General features: G+C 65.3%; 12 protein-coding genes. 9 read left to right on the forward strand and 3 right to left on the reverse strand.

The window, feature by feature from the left end:
• The first annotated feature begins 104 nt into the window (after nucleotides 1–104).
• From QTH91_RS03220 to lolA, 3 genes are all read left to right on the forward strand, one after another.
• Complete coding sequence (locus QTH91_RS03220) at nucleotides 105–782, forward strand: Crp/Fnr family transcriptional regulator (RefSeq protein WP_286658587.1); 678 nt, start codon at nucleotides 105–107, stop codon at nucleotides 780–782.
• A gap of 254 nt (nucleotides 783–1,036) precedes the next feature.
• Nucleotides 1,037–3,439, forward strand: coding sequence for a DNA translocase FtsK (locus QTH91_RS03225; RefSeq protein ID WP_286658588.1), 2,403 nt, complete (start codon nucleotides 1,037–1,039; stop codon nucleotides 3,437–3,439).
• Nucleotides 3,440–3,449: 10 nt separating this feature from the next.
• The gene (gene lolA, locus QTH91_RS03230) at nucleotides 3,450–4,094 is read left to right on the forward strand and encodes an outer membrane lipoprotein periplasmic chaperone LolA (protein WP_286658589.1); all 645 of its coding nucleotides are present in this window, start codon (nucleotides 3,450–3,452) and stop codon (nucleotides 4,092–4,094) included.
• Between the two features lie 15 nt (nucleotides 4,095–4,109).
• On the opposite strand, the gene QTH91_RS03235 is transcribed toward lolA, so the two are convergent.
• Nucleotides 4,110–4,775, reverse strand: a complete 666-nt coding sequence (locus QTH91_RS03235) for a dihydrofolate reductase family protein (RefSeq protein WP_286658590.1) — start codon at nucleotides 4,773–4,775, stop codon at nucleotides 4,110–4,112.
• Between the two features lie 162 nt (nucleotides 4,776–4,937).
• Here QTH91_RS03235 and QTH91_RS03240 point away from each other — a divergent pair, with 162 nt between their 5' ends.
• From QTH91_RS03240 to QTH91_RS03260, 5 genes are all read left to right on the forward strand, one after another.
• On the forward strand, nucleotides 4,938–6,251 hold the full coding sequence (locus QTH91_RS03240) for a replication-associated recombination protein A (RefSeq protein WP_286658591.1): 1,314 nt from the start codon (nucleotides 4,938–4,940) through the stop codon (nucleotides 6,249–6,251).
• A gap of 256 nt (nucleotides 6,252–6,507) precedes the next feature.
• The gene (locus QTH91_RS03245) at nucleotides 6,508–7,437 is read left to right on the forward strand and encodes a branched-chain amino acid ABC transporter permease (protein ID WP_286658592.1); all 930 of its coding nucleotides are present in this window, start codon (nucleotides 6,508–6,510) and stop codon (nucleotides 7,435–7,437) included.
• A 13-nt stretch (nucleotides 7,438–7,450) separates the two neighbouring features.
• A complete protein-coding gene (locus QTH91_RS03250) occupies nucleotides 7,451–8,641 on the forward strand; it encodes a branched-chain amino acid ABC transporter permease (RefSeq protein WP_286658593.1) in 1,191 nt (396 codons plus the stop codon).
• Between the two features lie 15 nt (nucleotides 8,642–8,656).
• On the forward strand, nucleotides 8,657–9,427 hold the full coding sequence (locus QTH91_RS03255; RefSeq protein ID WP_286658594.1) for an ABC transporter ATP-binding protein: 771 nt from the start codon (nucleotides 8,657–8,659) through the stop codon (nucleotides 9,425–9,427).
• 3 nt (nucleotides 9,428–9,430) lie between these two features.
• Complete coding sequence (locus QTH91_RS03260) at nucleotides 9,431–10,150, forward strand: ABC transporter ATP-binding protein (protein ID WP_286658595.1); 720 nt, start codon at nucleotides 9,431–9,433, stop codon at nucleotides 10,148–10,150.
• An 84-nt stretch (nucleotides 10,151–10,234) separates the two neighbouring features.
• Here the strand turns inward: QTH91_RS03260 and QTH91_RS03265 are convergent, their stop codons facing one another.
• Both QTH91_RS03265 and QTH91_RS03270 read right to left on the reverse strand, forming a co-directional pair.
• Complete coding sequence (locus QTH91_RS03265; RefSeq protein WP_286658596.1) at nucleotides 10,235–11,215, reverse strand: Bug family tripartite tricarboxylate transporter substrate binding protein; 981 nt, start codon at nucleotides 11,213–11,215, stop codon at nucleotides 10,235–10,237.
• Between the two features lie 38 nt (nucleotides 11,216–11,253).
• Nucleotides 11,254–12,315 (reverse strand): CDP-6-deoxy-delta-3,4-glucoseen reductase, encoded by a 1,062-nt coding sequence (locus QTH91_RS03270; protein ID WP_286658597.1) that lies wholly within the window; start codon nucleotides 12,313–12,315, stop codon nucleotides 11,254–11,256.
• 36 nt (nucleotides 12,316–12,351) lie between these two features.
• On the opposite strand from QTH91_RS03270, the gene QTH91_RS03275 reads away from it, so the two are divergent.
• Nucleotides 12,352–13,299 (forward strand): SDR family oxidoreductase, encoded by a 948-nt coding sequence (locus tag QTH91_RS03275; RefSeq protein WP_286658598.1) that lies wholly within the window; start codon nucleotides 12,352–12,354, stop codon nucleotides 13,297–13,299.
• Nucleotides 13,300–13,304: the final 5 nt, after the last annotated feature.

Consider the following 13,304-nt stretch of genomic DNA (forward strand, 5'->3'; position numbering starts at 1 on the left):
AAGTATCCGCTCCGGGTTCCGGCAGGGAGCCGGGGTGTTTTCAATGCACGCGATTGTAGGAATCCATGGATGCCCGCGATTGCGCACAACAAAAGAGGATCTGAATGTCGACGATGCTTTCCAATATCGACCTTCTGCGGCGCGTGCCGTTGTTCTCGGCGCTGACGGCGTCGCAATCGGCCAGCATCGCCGATGCGATCGTCAAGCGCCGATTCAAACGCGCCGAGGTGATCGTCGAGCAGGGAAAGAAATCGGACTCCCTCTACATCATCCTGACCGGCAGGGCCCGGGTGATGAGCACCGACAACCGGGGGCGCGAGGTGATCCTGGCCACGCTGCAGCCTGGCGACTACTTCGGCGAGATGAGCCTGATCGACGACGAGCCGCATTCCGCCACGGTGCGCACCGAAGTTCAGACCGACGTACTGATGCTCGGGCGTGACGGCTTCGCCCGTTGCCTGCCCGAGGTGAACTCCATGCCCTACAACATCCTGCGGGGACTCGTGGGACGCCTGCGCCACGCGGATCGGAAGATCGAGTCGTTGGCCCTGATGGATGTGTACGGCCGCGTGGCCCGCTCCTTGCTCGAGTTCGCCTCCGAAGATGGGCAGGGCAATCTCAAGATCCGCGAGAAGATCTCTCGCCAGGATCTGGCCAAGATGGTGGGCGCCTCGCGCGAGATGGTCAGCCGTGTCATGAAGGACCTGGAAGAGCGGGGCTTCGTTCACACGCAGGCGGACGGCTCGATGATCGTCAAGGACCGCCTGTCCTCGCTGGCCTGACTTGCCTGCTTGCGACGTACTGGCGCCACGGCAAGTCGTCTGCGACGGGGTCGGCGATGCCTTGCGTTGCCCAATTTGTGACAATGGGACCTTCGAGCCTCGATGGGCCCCTTCAATCTGATGGCGGGGCTCTGTTGTGCCGCCTCGGTGGCGTGTTGCCGTCGCCCCAATGAATTCAACGCTGCCCGTTTTGTGTATTTGCCGCCCTCCATGGGGCCGCTCGCCTGCCGGCCCCGTCCGGCGGGAGGCCTGACTTGTCCTATTCGCTGAACACACTCAATTCCGCCAACGCCGCGCAGCCTGTCCGCTCGCGCGCCTTGCGCTTCGCTCATGAGATCACGCTGATCGTCAGCTTCGTGCTGCTGCTGTTCTGGCTGATGGCCATGCTCAGCTACACGCCGTCGGATTCCGCGTGGTCCACCTCGGGCAGCGGTGGCGAAGTCAAGAACTGGGCGGGCCGCCTGGGTGCCTGGCTGGCCGATGGCAGTTACTTTCTTGCCGGGTATTCGGTTTGGTGGTGTCTGGCGGCGGGCTGGCGGGTTTGGCTCGCTTCCCTGGCCGGTTGGCTGCGCGGCGCAGAAGGCTCGGGCAGCGGCGATGGCCAGCCATCGGCCACCACGGGACGCTTCAATCGCAGTCGACTGGCATTCTGGGGCGGCCTGATCTTGCTGCTGTGCGCCAGCGTCGTGCTCGAATGGTCGCGCCTGTACCGGCTCGAGTCGCATCTGCCGGGGCATGGCGGTGGCGTGCTGGGCTATCTGGTAGGGCCGGCCAGCGTCCGCTGGCTGGGATTCACCGGCTCCGCGCTGGTCGCCATTGCCGCCGGCGTGATCGGCTCGGCCCTGGTCTTTCGCTTTTCCTGGGCCCACATCGCCGAGCGGATCGGCTCGCGGCTTTACTCGTTGTTCGAGCGACGTCGCGAAAAGCGCGAACTGGCGCAGGACATCGCCCTGGGCAAGCAAGCCGCGCGCGAACGTGCACTGGAAGAAGAGTCCATCCTCGGGGATCGCGAAAGCCAAGTGCTCGAGTCGCCGGACGAAGAGTTGCGCGTCGAGCCCACGGCAAAGCGGCGCCCCGCAGCGCCGCCGGTTCAGATCGAGCCCGCGATGACCGAAGTGCCCAAGAGCGACCGCGTGGTCAAGGAACGCCAGAAGCCGCTCTTCCGCGAACTGCCGGACAGCAAGCTGCCGCAGGTCGACTTGCTCGACGCGGCGCCGGGCCGCCAGGAAACCGTGTCGTCCGACACGCTGGAAATGACCAGCCGCCTGATCGAGAAGAAGCTCAAGGACTTCGGCGTCGAAGTGCGGGTGGTGCTGGCCTCGCCGGGCCCGGTCATCACGCGCTACGAAATCGAGCCTGCCACTGGCGTGAAGGGCTCGCAGGTGGTCAACCTCGCCAAGGACCTGGCGCGCTCGTTGTCGCTCGTTTCCATCCGCGTGATCGAGACCATCCCGGGCAAGAACTACATGGCGCTGGAGCTGCCCAACGCCAAGCGCCAATCGATTCGGCTGTCGGAAATCCTCGGCTCGCAGGTCTACAACGAAGCCAAGTCCATGCTCACCATGGGGCTGGGCAAGGACATCGTCGGCAACCCGGTGGTGGCTGATCTGGCCAAGATGCCGCACGTGCTGGTGGCCGGCACGACGGGTTCGGGCAAGTCGGTGGGCATCAACGCGATGATCCTGTCGCTGCTCTACAAGGCTGAGGCGAATGACGTCCGGCTGCTGATGATCGACCCGAAGATGCTGGAAATGTCGGTCTACGAAGGCATTCCCCACCTGTTGGCTCCGGTCGTCACCGACATGCGGCAAGCGGCGCACGGGCTGAACTGGTGCGTCGCCGAAATGGAGCGTCGCTACAAGCTGATGAGCAAGCTGGGCGTGCGCAACCTCGCGGGCTACAACACCAAGATCGACGACGCCAAGGCCAGGGGTGAATTCATCTACAACCCCTTCAGCCTGACTCCGGACGATCCGGAGCCGCTCAAGCGCGAGCCGCACATCGTGGTGGTCATCGATGAGCTGGCCGACCTGATGATGGTGGTGGGCAAGAAGATCGAAGAACTGATTGCCCGCCTGGCCCAGAAGGCGCGCGCCGCCGGCATCCACCTGATCCTGGCGACCCAGCGGCCCAGCGTGGACGTGATCACCGGCCTGATCAAGGCCAACATCCCGACGCGCATCGCCTTCCAGGTCTCGAGCAAGATCGACAGCCGCACCATCCTCGACCAGATGGGCGCAGAGGCGCTGCTCGGCATGGGCGACATGCTCTACATGGCCAGCGGTACCGGACTGCCGGTTCGGGTCCACGGCGCTTTCGTCTCTGATGACGAGGTGCATCGGGTGGTCGCGTATCTCAAGTCACAGGGCGAGCCCGACTACATCGACGGCGTGCTCGAAGGGGGAACCGTCGACGGCGACGGTGATCTCACTGGCGAGGGCGGCGACAGCGGCGGCGAAAAGGATCCGATGTACGACCAGGCGGTCGAGGTCGTCCTCAAGCACCGCAAAGCCAGCATCTCGCTGGTGCAGCGCCACCTGAAGATTGGCTACAACCGCGCGGCGCGGCTGGTCGAGGACATGGAAACGGCCGGGCTGGTCAGTGCCATGAGCACCAGCGGCCAGCGAGAGATCCTCGTTCCCGCACGTTCCGAATAAGGCAGAAAAGATGATCATTCGCGCGCCGCGCATTGCGGCTCTCTTGTTGGCACTGGCTGCGGCCGGTACGGCCTGGGCGGACGGCATGTCGAGCCTGGAGGGCTTCGTGAAAGGTGTGCGTTCAGGGCGCGCGCAGTTCACGCAGACCGTCACGCCGCCGCCCAAGGACGGGCAGGCGCAGCGCGATCGGGTCTCGACCGGCACCTTCGAGTTCCAGCGGCCAGGCAGATTCAAGTTCGACTACAAGAAGCCCTTTGCCCAGACCATCGTGGCCGACGGCAAGACCCTCTGGCTGTACGACGCGGACCTCAATCAGGTGACGCAGCGCAGCCAGGCACAGGCGCTCGGTTCCACCCCGGCGGCTTTGATCGCGTCCGCGGCCGACCTCAAGGCATTGCAGAGCGACTTCAACCTCGAGGCCCAGCCGGAGCGCGATGGCCTGCAATGGGTAAAGGCAACGCCGCGCAACAAGGATGGGCAACTGCAGTTCGTGCAGATCGGCTTCAAGGGCGAGTCACTGGCCGCTCTGGAGATCCTCGACAGCTTCGGACAGCGCTCGGTGCTGAAGTTCGATCAGGTGCAGGTCAATCCGACGCTCGCGGAGGGCGCCTTCCGCTTTCAGCCGCCGGCCGGCGCAGACGTCGTCAAGCAATAGCGGGCAGTTCCCGATTCAGGCACCTGCGCCCGGTCCTTGGGCGCGCTCGAATCGCAGGTGGACGACCTTGGACGTGGTGACGGTCCGTGTCAGCTGCAGGCCATGCATTTGGCTGCCGACGCCGTCGAACAATCGCTCGCCGTCACCCAGGAGGATCGGCGCGAGGTTGATGTCCATGCAGTCCACGCGGCCGGTGGACAGGCATTGCTGGGCTGTCTTGGCGCCGCCGCCCACCAGCACGTCCAGGCCGCCGGCCGCGGCCTTGGCACGTTCCACTGCCGCCGACAGTCCGTCGGTCACGAAATAGAAGGTGGTGCCCCCGTGCAGGGCCAAGGGCGGTCTCGCGTGATGCGTCAATACGAAGACGGGGTGATGAAATGGCGGGTTGTCCCCCCACCAGCCGTTCCATGGGTCTTCCACGTTCCATGAGCCGGGTGGCCCGCCGAACATGTGGCGGCCCATCAGAGACGCACCGACACCGCCCAACTGCTCCTCGATGATCGCGCTGCTCTCATTGACGATGCCGCCTTCCAGCCCCAGGTGGCGGCGGAAGGCCAAGGTCTCGAACGCCCAGTCGTGCAGGCGTTCGCCACCGATGCCCAGTGGATGCTGGAGTCCTTGCTGCGGCCCGGCGACGAAGCCGTCCAGCGACATCGAGATGCGAAAGCGAAGGCGAGGCATCGGCAGGCTCCTGCGGTGGCCGATAGCGGCGGTGGCGGTGGCGGTGGCGGATATTAGGTGTGAGCAGGCCTACGCGCAATGCGAATGTCATTGCGGGGGCGGGCAGTTCCGCGGGGTGCAAGAATCGGCATTGCTGTCACCGACCTGCATCCACTCGAAGCCATGAAAGCGTCCGACCCGACCGTTCCCCACCAGCCCCTGGCCGAGCGCCTGCGCCCGCGCAGCCTGGGCGAGGTCATCGGACAGCAGCACCTGCTGGGGCAGGGCATGGCGCTGCGCATCGCCTTCGAGTCGGGCGAGCCGCATTCGTGCATTCTCTGGGGCCCGCCCGGCACGGGCAAGACAACCATTGCCCGCCTGATGGCGGACGCCTTCGATGCGCAATTCATCGCCATCAGCGCCGTCCTGGGTGGCGTGAAGGACGTGCGCGACGCCGTCGAGCGCGCGCAGGCAGTCCGCGATGGTCTCATGGCACAGCGCACCATCGTCTTCGTCGACGAAGTCCACCGCTTCAACAAGAGCCAGCAGGACGCCTTCCTGCCGCATGTGGAAAGCGGGCTTTTCACCTTCATCGGTGCCACGACGGAGAACCCGTCTTTCGAGGTCAATTCGGCACTGCTTTCTCGTGCCGCCGTCTACGTGCTTCAGCCGCTGGGCGAACTGGAGCTTCGCCAGATCGTCGCCAAGGCCCAGGCGATCGGCGCCGTCCCGGGCATGGACGATCAAGCCCGCGACCGCCTTGTGGCCTATGCGGACGGCGATGCGCGCCGTCTGCTCAACACGCTGGAGACCTTGTCGACCGCCGCCCGCACCGAAAAGCGCGACAGCATCGACGATGCCTGGCTGATGCGCGTGCTGGGCGAGCGCATGCGCCGCTACGACAAGGGCGGCGAGCAGTTCTACGACACCATCTCGGCGCTGCACAAGTCCGTCCGGGGCAGCGACCCCGACGCCGCCCTCTATTGGCTCGTGCGGATGCTCGATGGTGGCGCCGATCCGCGCTACATGGCGCGCCGCCTGGTCCGCATGGCCAGTGAAGACATCGGCCTGGCCGACCCCCGCGCCCTTCGGCTGGCCCTGGATGCGGCCGAGGTCTACGAGCGCCTCGGGTCGCCCGAAGGCGAACTGGCGCTGGCGCAGTGTGTCGTCTATCTGGCCGTTGCCGCCAAGTCGAATGCGGTCTATGCCGCCTACAACGCCGCGCGCGCCTTCGTTCGGCAAGACGGCACGCGTCCGGTCCCCATGCATCTGCGCAACGCGCCCACCAAGCTCATGAAGCAGCTGGATTACGGCAAGGGCTACCGTTACGCGCACGACGAGGAGGGTGGCTTCGCCGCTGGCGAGAACTACCTCCCCGAAGGCATGGAGCCGCCTGGCTTCTACCAGCCGGTCGATCGCGGGCTGGAACTGCGCATCGCCGAGAAGCTGCGCGAGCTCAGGCGTCTCAACGATGAGGCAGAACGCAATCGCCAGTAGCAAGCGTTCCGGAATCCAGATCGCTTGCGGCGACTGGGGTGCCATGACGCCTTTTCCTAGCACACAAGGCCAGCGGGAAAACCCGGTCCGAAGCGCCGCAAAAGGGGGATGACACTTGTCTAAAATCCTGCCCACTCAACCCGCAGCCAACAAACGCTGGCGGGTTTTTTGCTAAAGAGCTGTCATGGCGCCGACCCGGCGTCTTTGGCAATAACAAAGTCGACCCCAAAGGTCGTCCGTTAAAGGGAACCCCCATATGGACATCCTGCTGCAGCAGATCATCAACGGTCTGGTCCTAGGCAGCATGTACGCCTTGATAGCCCTGGGCTATACCATGGTGTACGGCATCATCAACCTCATCAACTTCGCGCACGGTGAAGTCCTGATGGTCGGCGCGCTGACCAGCTGGACCGTCATCGGCATGATGCGCGAAAGCATGCCCAACGCGCCGGGCTGGCTGATCCTTCTGCTGGCCCTGATCATCGCTTGCGTGGTGGCGGCGGCATTGAACTTCGTGATCGAGAAGGTGGCTTACCGGCCGCTGCGCAACAGCCCCAAGCTGGCGCCGCTCATCACGGCCATCGGCATGTCGATCCTGCTGCAGACGCTGGCCATGATCATCTGGCGTCCCACCAACAAGGCGTATCCGACGCTGCTGCCCAGCGAATCGATTCAAGTTGCCGGCGCGTCGATCTCGCCGACGCAGATCATGATCCTCGTGATGACGGCGGTATCCCTGGCGGTGCTGACCTTCATCGTCAACTTCACCAAGCTGGGCCGTGCCATGCGCGCGACGGCCGAGAACCCGCGCGTGGCGGCACTGATGGGCATCCGCCCCGACATGGTGATCTCGGCCACCTTCATCATCGGCGCCGTCCTGGCGGCCATTGCCGGCGTGATGTATGCGTCCAACTACGGGATTGCGCAGCACGCGATGGGCTTCATTCCCGGACTGAAGGCCTTCACCGCTGCGGTGTTCGGCGGCATCGGCAACCTTGCCGGCGCCGTGGTCGGCGGCATCCTGCTGGGCCTGATCGAGGCCATCGGCGCCGGCTATCTGGCCGATGTCACGGGCGGCCTTCTGGGCAGCCAGCACAGCGATATCTTTGCCTTCATCATCCTGATCCTGACGCTCACCGTGCGGCCCTCTGGCCTGCTGGGCGAGCGCGTGGCGGATCGAGCCTGAGTCGGAGGACCGCATGAACGACTCTTTCAAGAAGATTTCGGTCTTTCTGGTTTGCGCCGTGCTGCTGCTGGCGCTGCCGCTGGTGCTGCAGACCCAGGGCAATGCATGGGTGCGCATCGTCGACATCGCCTTGCTCTACGTGCTGCTGGCCCTGGGCCTGAACATCGTGGTGGGCTACGCCGGTCTGCTCGACCTGGGCTATGTGGCTTTCTTTGCCATCGGCGCATACCTGTACGCGCTGGCTGCGTCGCCGCACCTGACGGACACCTTCGCCGCATTCAAGGCGGCGTTCCCCACGGGTGTCCACGTGTCGCTGTTCTGGGTGATTCCGGCCGCCTTCATCCTGGCGGCGATCTTCGGCGTGCTCCTTGGCGCGCCGACACTCAAGCTGCGCGGCGACTACCTGGCCATCGTGACGCTGGGCTTCGGCGAGATCATCCGCGTGTTTCTCAACACGCTGGACCATCCGGTCAACATCACCAACGGGCCCAAGGGCATCACCGCCATCGACTCGGTCAAGATCTTCGGTCTGGACCTCGGGCGGCCGCTCAAGCTCGACGGCTTCACCATCTCTTCGGTTTCGCTGTACTACTACCTCTTCCTGGCGCTGGTGATCATCACGGTGGTGATCTCGCACCGCCTTCAGAACTCGCGCGTCGGCCGCGCCTGGATGGCCATCCGCGAGGATGAGATCGCCGCCAAGGCGATGGGCATCAATACCCGCAACCTCAAGCTGCTGGCGTTCGGCATGGGGGCCAGCTTCGGCGGCGTGTCCGGATCGATGTTCGCGGCTTTCCAGGGCTTCGTTTCGCCGGAGTCCTTCAGCCTGATGGAGTCGGTGATGATCGTCGCAATGGTCGTCCTGGGCGGCCTGGGGCACCTGCCCGGCGTGATCCTGGGTGCCGTGCTGCTCGCGGCCCTGCCAGAGGTGTTGCGCTATGTGGCCGGCCCGTTGCAACAGATGACCGGCGGTCGTCTCGATGCGTCGATCCTGCGCCAGTTGTTCATCGCGCTGGCCATGATCGTGATCATGCTGCTGCGTCCCCGTGGCCTGTGGCCTTCGCCCGAACACGGCAAGTCGCTCGACAAGCGCCAGGCGCCCGACCCGGTGCCCGGCTCGGCGCAAGCGATCAAGCCCGGCGTCGACAACCCGGCGGACGAAGTCCCCGGCGATTCCTCCCGTCCGATGTCCATCAACCCCTGATCGAGGTCACAGTACATGACTGAAACCATCCTCGACGTCCGGGGCATTTCCAAGCGCTTCGGCGGCCTGCAAGCCCTGTCTGACGTCGGCATCACCATCCAGCGTGGCCAGGTCTACGGCCTGATCGGCCCCAACGGTGCCGGCAAGACCACGTTCTTCAACGTCATCACGGGCCTGTACACGCCAGACAGCGGCACCTTCCAGCTCGGCGGCAAGCCCTACACGCCCAGCGCGGTCCATGAGGTTGCCAAGGCCGGCATCGCCCGCACGTTTCAGAACATCCGGCTGTTCGCCGACATGACGGCGCTGGAGAACGTCATGGTGGGCCGCCACGTGCGTACGCATTCCGGCGTGTTGGGCGCGGTGCTTCGCACCAAGTCCTTCAAGGCCGAGGAAGAGGCGATTGCCGAGCGCGCACACCAACTGCTCGAATACGTGGGTGTCGGCCACTACGCCGACTACAAGGCACGCACGCTCAGCTACGGCGACCAGCGCCGGCTGGAGATTGCACGCGCCCTGGCGACCGATCCGCAACTCATCGCCCTGGACGAGCCCGCCGCCGGCATGAATGCCACCGAAAAGATGCAATTGCGCGAGCTGATCGACCGCATTCGCAACGACAACCGCACCATCTTGCTGATCGAGCACGATGTGAAGCTGGTCATGGGGCTCTGCGACCGGGTCACGGTGCTCGACTACGGCAAGCAGATCGCCGAAGGCACGCCCGCGGACGTACAGAAGAACGAAAAAGTGATCGAGGCCTACCTCGGCACCGGAGGGCATTGAGCCATGAGCGCTAAAGCTTTGTTGAAAGTCAGCGGCCTGAAGGTCGCTTACGGCGGCATCCAGGCCGTCAAGGGCGTGGACTTCGAGGTGCGCGAGGGTGAACTCGTTTCGCTGATCGGCTCCAACGGCGCCGGCAAGACCACCACGATGAAGGCCATCACCGGAACCCTACCGGTCATGGCGGGCGACATCGAGTTCCTGGGCAAGAGCATCAAGGGCCGCGGCGCCTGGGACCTGGTGGCCGAAGGACTGGTGATGGTGCCCGAGGGGCGCGGCGTGTTCGCACGCATGACCATCACCGAAAACCTGCAGATCGGCGCCTACATCCGCAACGACAAGGCCGGCATCGCGGCCGACATCGACCGCATCTTCGGCATCTTCCCGCGCTTGAAGGAGCGAGCCACGCAGTTGGCCGGCACCATGTCCGGCGGCGAGCAACAGATGCTGGCGATGGGCCGCGCATTGATGGCCCGGCCCAAGGTCCTGCTGCTGGACGAGCCCTCGATGGGCCTGTCGCCCATCATGGTCGACAAGATCTTCGAAGTGGTGCAGGACGTCTACAAGCAGGGCGTGACCGTCCTGCTGGTTGAACAAAACGCCAGCCGGGCATTGCAACTGGCCGATCGCGGCTATGTGATGGAGTCGGGCGTCATCTCGATGAGCGGTGACGCCAAGGCCATGCTCACCGACCCCAAGGTGCGCGCAGCCTACCTCGGGGAATAAGCAGTCCGAGAGTGCGGAGGGTGCCTGCCCCCGCCTGCACGTCGAGGGCGGCACCGGAAGGGCCGCCCTTTGTGCTTTTGGCGATCAGTCGACTCGGGCGCCGCTGGCCGCCACGACGTCCTTGTACTTCGCCAGTTCGGCCTTCATGAAGGCGCCGAACTGCTCCGGGGTGTTGCCCACGGGTTCGGCCAACAGGCTTTCGAAGCGCTGCTTGGTCTGAGGTGAATGCAAGGCGTCCACGAACGCCTTGCTCAGGCGATCGAGCACGTCCTTGGGCGTGCCGGCAGGTGCCACCAGACCCCACCACGTGTCGATCGAGAAGCCCTTGATCGTGTCGGCCACCGGCGGCACGTCGGGCAGCATGGGGCTGCGCGTGGGCGTGGTCACTGCCAGGGCCACCAGCTTGCCCGAACGGATGTTGGGCGCGGCCGTGGCCAGGTTGTCGAAGTTGAAATCGACCTGGTTGGACAACAGCGCCAACTGCGCCGGGTTGCCACCGTTGAAGGGGATGTGCACGGCGAAGATGCCCGCATCCTTCTTGAACATCTCGCCGGCCAGGTGACCGGCACTGCCGTTGCCGCCGCTGCCGTAGTTGAGCTTTCCGGGATTCGCCTTGCCGTAGGCGATCAGGTCCTTCACGCTTCGGATGTCGAGCCGCTTGGCCGCTTCTGCGTTCATCACCAGCACGTTGGGCACGCGAACCATCTGCGTGATCGGCGCGAAATCGGTTGCGGCGTTGAACGGCATCTTGGCGTAGAGCCACGGGTTGACCGCATGGGTCGCCGTGGCGGCGATCCCGATGGTCATGCCGTCCGGCGCAGCCTTGGCGACCGCATCGGCGCCGATGTTGCCGCCTGCGCCCGGCTTGTTATCGATGATGACGGGGCCCAGCGAGTCCTTGACCTGCTCGGCCAGAGCGCGCGCCGTGACGTCGATCGGACCGCCAGCGCCGTAAGGCACCACCAGTCGGATCGGCCTGCCGCCTTGGGCGTGCAGCGGCAGCGCAGCAGCGGCGAGAACGGCCGCAGCGCCGGAAAGCAGCAGGCGTCGGTTGTTTGTCTTCATTGTCTTCCTCGTTGTTGTCAAACGGATGGCGTTGCGTCTCAGGGCAGCGCCTTGTCGGCCTCGGTCGTGAAGGCGTCGGCAAAGAATTCGTCTTCAGGAAGCCCGGCCTTGGCCACATAGTCACGCCGGGCCGACTCGACGACGATGGGTGCGCCGCAGGCGTAGACCTGGTGTCCGGAGAGGTCCGGCAGGTCTTCGAGCACCGCCTGATGGACGAAGCCGGTACGGCCCTTCCAGTTGTCCTCCGGGACGGCGTTGGACACGACCGGCACGTAGCGCAGTTGCGGCATCGCGGCGAGCTGCTCGCGCATCCACTCGTCCATGTAGAGGTCTTGCGGGCGCCGACCGCCCCAGTAGAGCACGACCTGCCGGTCGATGCCCTTGTGCGCGATGTGCTCGAGGAGCGCCTTGATCGGCGCAAAGCCGGTGCCAGAGGCCAGCAGCACGATGGGCTTGGCCGATTCCTCGCGCAGGAAGAAGCTGCCGTAGGGTCCTTCCACGCGCAGGATTTCCTTTTCCTTCATGGCGCCGAACACATGGTCCGTGAACCGGCCACCCGGCATGTGGCGCACATGCAGCTCCAGGCCCGTTCCGGGCGTAGCGAGCGTGTGCGGCGCATTGGCCATCGAATAGCTGCGGCGCACGCCACCTTGCAGGATGAACTCGATGTATTGCCCCGCGTGGAACTGCAGTGGCTCACCCGCCGGCAGCTGGAGCCGGATGCCCATGACGTCGTGGGACAGGCGTGTGAGGGCCAGCACGCGCACCGGCATCTTGCGGATGGGATGTGCGCCGGCCTCGGTGACCTGGCGTGATTCGAGCACCACGTCGCTGCGAGCACGGGCGCAGCAGGTGAGCACATAGCCCTTGGCCTGCTCTTCGGCGCTCAGCGCCTTGCTCTGGTGAGGCCCCATCTCGACCTCGCCCGAAAGCTTCCTGCATTTGCAGGAGCCGCAGGCCCCGTCCTTGCAGCCGTAGGGCAGGCCGATGCCTTGGCGAATGGCGGCCGACAGGATCGTCTCATCGTCCGCCGCCGGAAAATTGCGGCCACTGGGCTCGACGATGATGGAATGGGTCGCAGCCTGCGCGCCTGCAGTCATGATCGCTATTCTTCGCTGAGAGACAAAGGACCGATTTTGCCCGCATTCCAAACCCCTCTTGGTGCGCTGCCGTCGCGCTTTCGACGCGAACGCGTGCTCGTGGTCGGCTGTGGCGACGTCGGGCTGCGCGCGGCCCGCATCTTGCGCGGGCGCGTCAGTTTGCTGGCGCTGACCTCTCAACACGCACGCGCGGAAGAACTGCGCGCCGCCGGGATCACGCCGCTGATCGGCAACCTCGACGAGCCCGGGCACATCGCGCGATTGGCGGGCATTGCCACCCGTGTATTGCACCTGGCACCGCCGCCTCGCGTCGAAGGCGCTGCGCACTCGGGTGCGTGGTGGCGCGATGCACGTACCACGGCGCTGGTGCGCGCCTTGCAGCGGCGCAGCCTGCCGCAGGCGCTGGTGTATGGCTCGACGAGCGGCGTGTACGGCGACTGCAACGGGGCGTGGGTCGCCGAATTGCATGCGCTCAGGCCCGCCACGCCGCGCGCCCATCGACGCGTCGATGCCGAGCGGGCGGTGCGTTGGCTGGGGCGGTCGGGCACCCAGGTGCGCATCCTGCGCATCCCCGGCATTTACGCACCGGACCGGCAGGGCGGCACGCCGCGCGAGCGCCTTCTGCGGGGCACGCCGGCGCTGCGCGAACAGGACGACGCCTATTCCAATCACATCCATGCCGACGATCTGGCGCGCGCCTGCGTGATCGCGCTTTGGCGAGGCGGAGCGCCACGCGCATTTCATGTGAGCGACGACGGTCCCATGAAGATGGGCGACTACTTCGATCTGGCGGCCGATCTCTATGGCCTACCGCGTCCAGATCGAATCTCGCGCGAGGAGGCGCAGGCGCAGTTGCCGTCGCAACTGCTGAGCTTCATGGGCGAGTCGCGTCGGCTGGACAACACGCGGCTCAAGCGCGAACTGAGGATGCGGCTGCGCTATCCAACGGTCCGCGAAGGCTTGCGCGTCGACGAGCCCGGTTAGACGAG

This window comes from Variovorax dokdonensis (genome assembly GCF_030316895.1).
In the GTDB taxonomy this organism is placed as follows: domain Bacteria; phylum Pseudomonadota; class Gammaproteobacteria; order Burkholderiales; family Burkholderiaceae_C; genus Variovorax; species Variovorax dokdonensis.

What these genes read in the sequence shown, in the direction of transcription:
- QTH91_RS03220 (WP_286658587.1), top strand. Translation starts at nt 105, where the DNA reads ATGTCGACGATGCTTTCCAATATCGACCTTCTGCGGCGCGTGCCGTTG.
- QTH91_RS03270 (WP_286658597.1), bottom strand. Translation starts at nt 12,315, where the DNA reads ATGACTGCAGGCGCGCAGGCTGCGACCCATTCCATCATCGTCGAGCCC.
- lolA (WP_286658589.1), top strand. Translation starts at nt 3,450, where the DNA reads ATGATCATTCGCGCGCCGCGCATTGCGGCTCTCTTGTTGGCACTGGCT.
- QTH91_RS03245 (WP_286658592.1), top strand. Translation starts at nt 6,508, where the DNA reads ATGGACATCCTGCTGCAGCAGATCATCAACGGTCTGGTCCTAGGCAGC.
- QTH91_RS03250 (WP_286658593.1), top strand. Translation starts at nt 7,451, where the DNA reads ATGAACGACTCTTTCAAGAAGATTTCGGTCTTTCTGGTTTGCGCCGTG.
- QTH91_RS03235 (WP_286658590.1), bottom strand. Translation starts at nt 4,775, where the DNA reads ATGCCTCGCCTTCGCTTTCGCATCTCGATGTCGCTGGACGGCTTCGTC.
- QTH91_RS03255 (WP_286658594.1), top strand. Translation starts at nt 8,657, where the DNA reads ATGACTGAAACCATCCTCGACGTCCGGGGCATTTCCAAGCGCTTCGGC.
- QTH91_RS03260 (WP_286658595.1), top strand. Translation starts at nt 9,431, where the DNA reads ATGAGCGCTAAAGCTTTGTTGAAAGTCAGCGGCCTGAAGGTCGCTTAC.
- QTH91_RS03265 (WP_286658596.1), bottom strand. Translation starts at nt 11,215, where the DNA reads ATGAAGACAAACAACCGACGCCTGCTGCTTTCCGGCGCTGCGGCCGTT.
- QTH91_RS03240 (WP_286658591.1), top strand. Translation starts at nt 4,938, where the DNA reads ATGAAAGCGTCCGACCCGACCGTTCCCCACCAGCCCCTGGCCGAGCGC.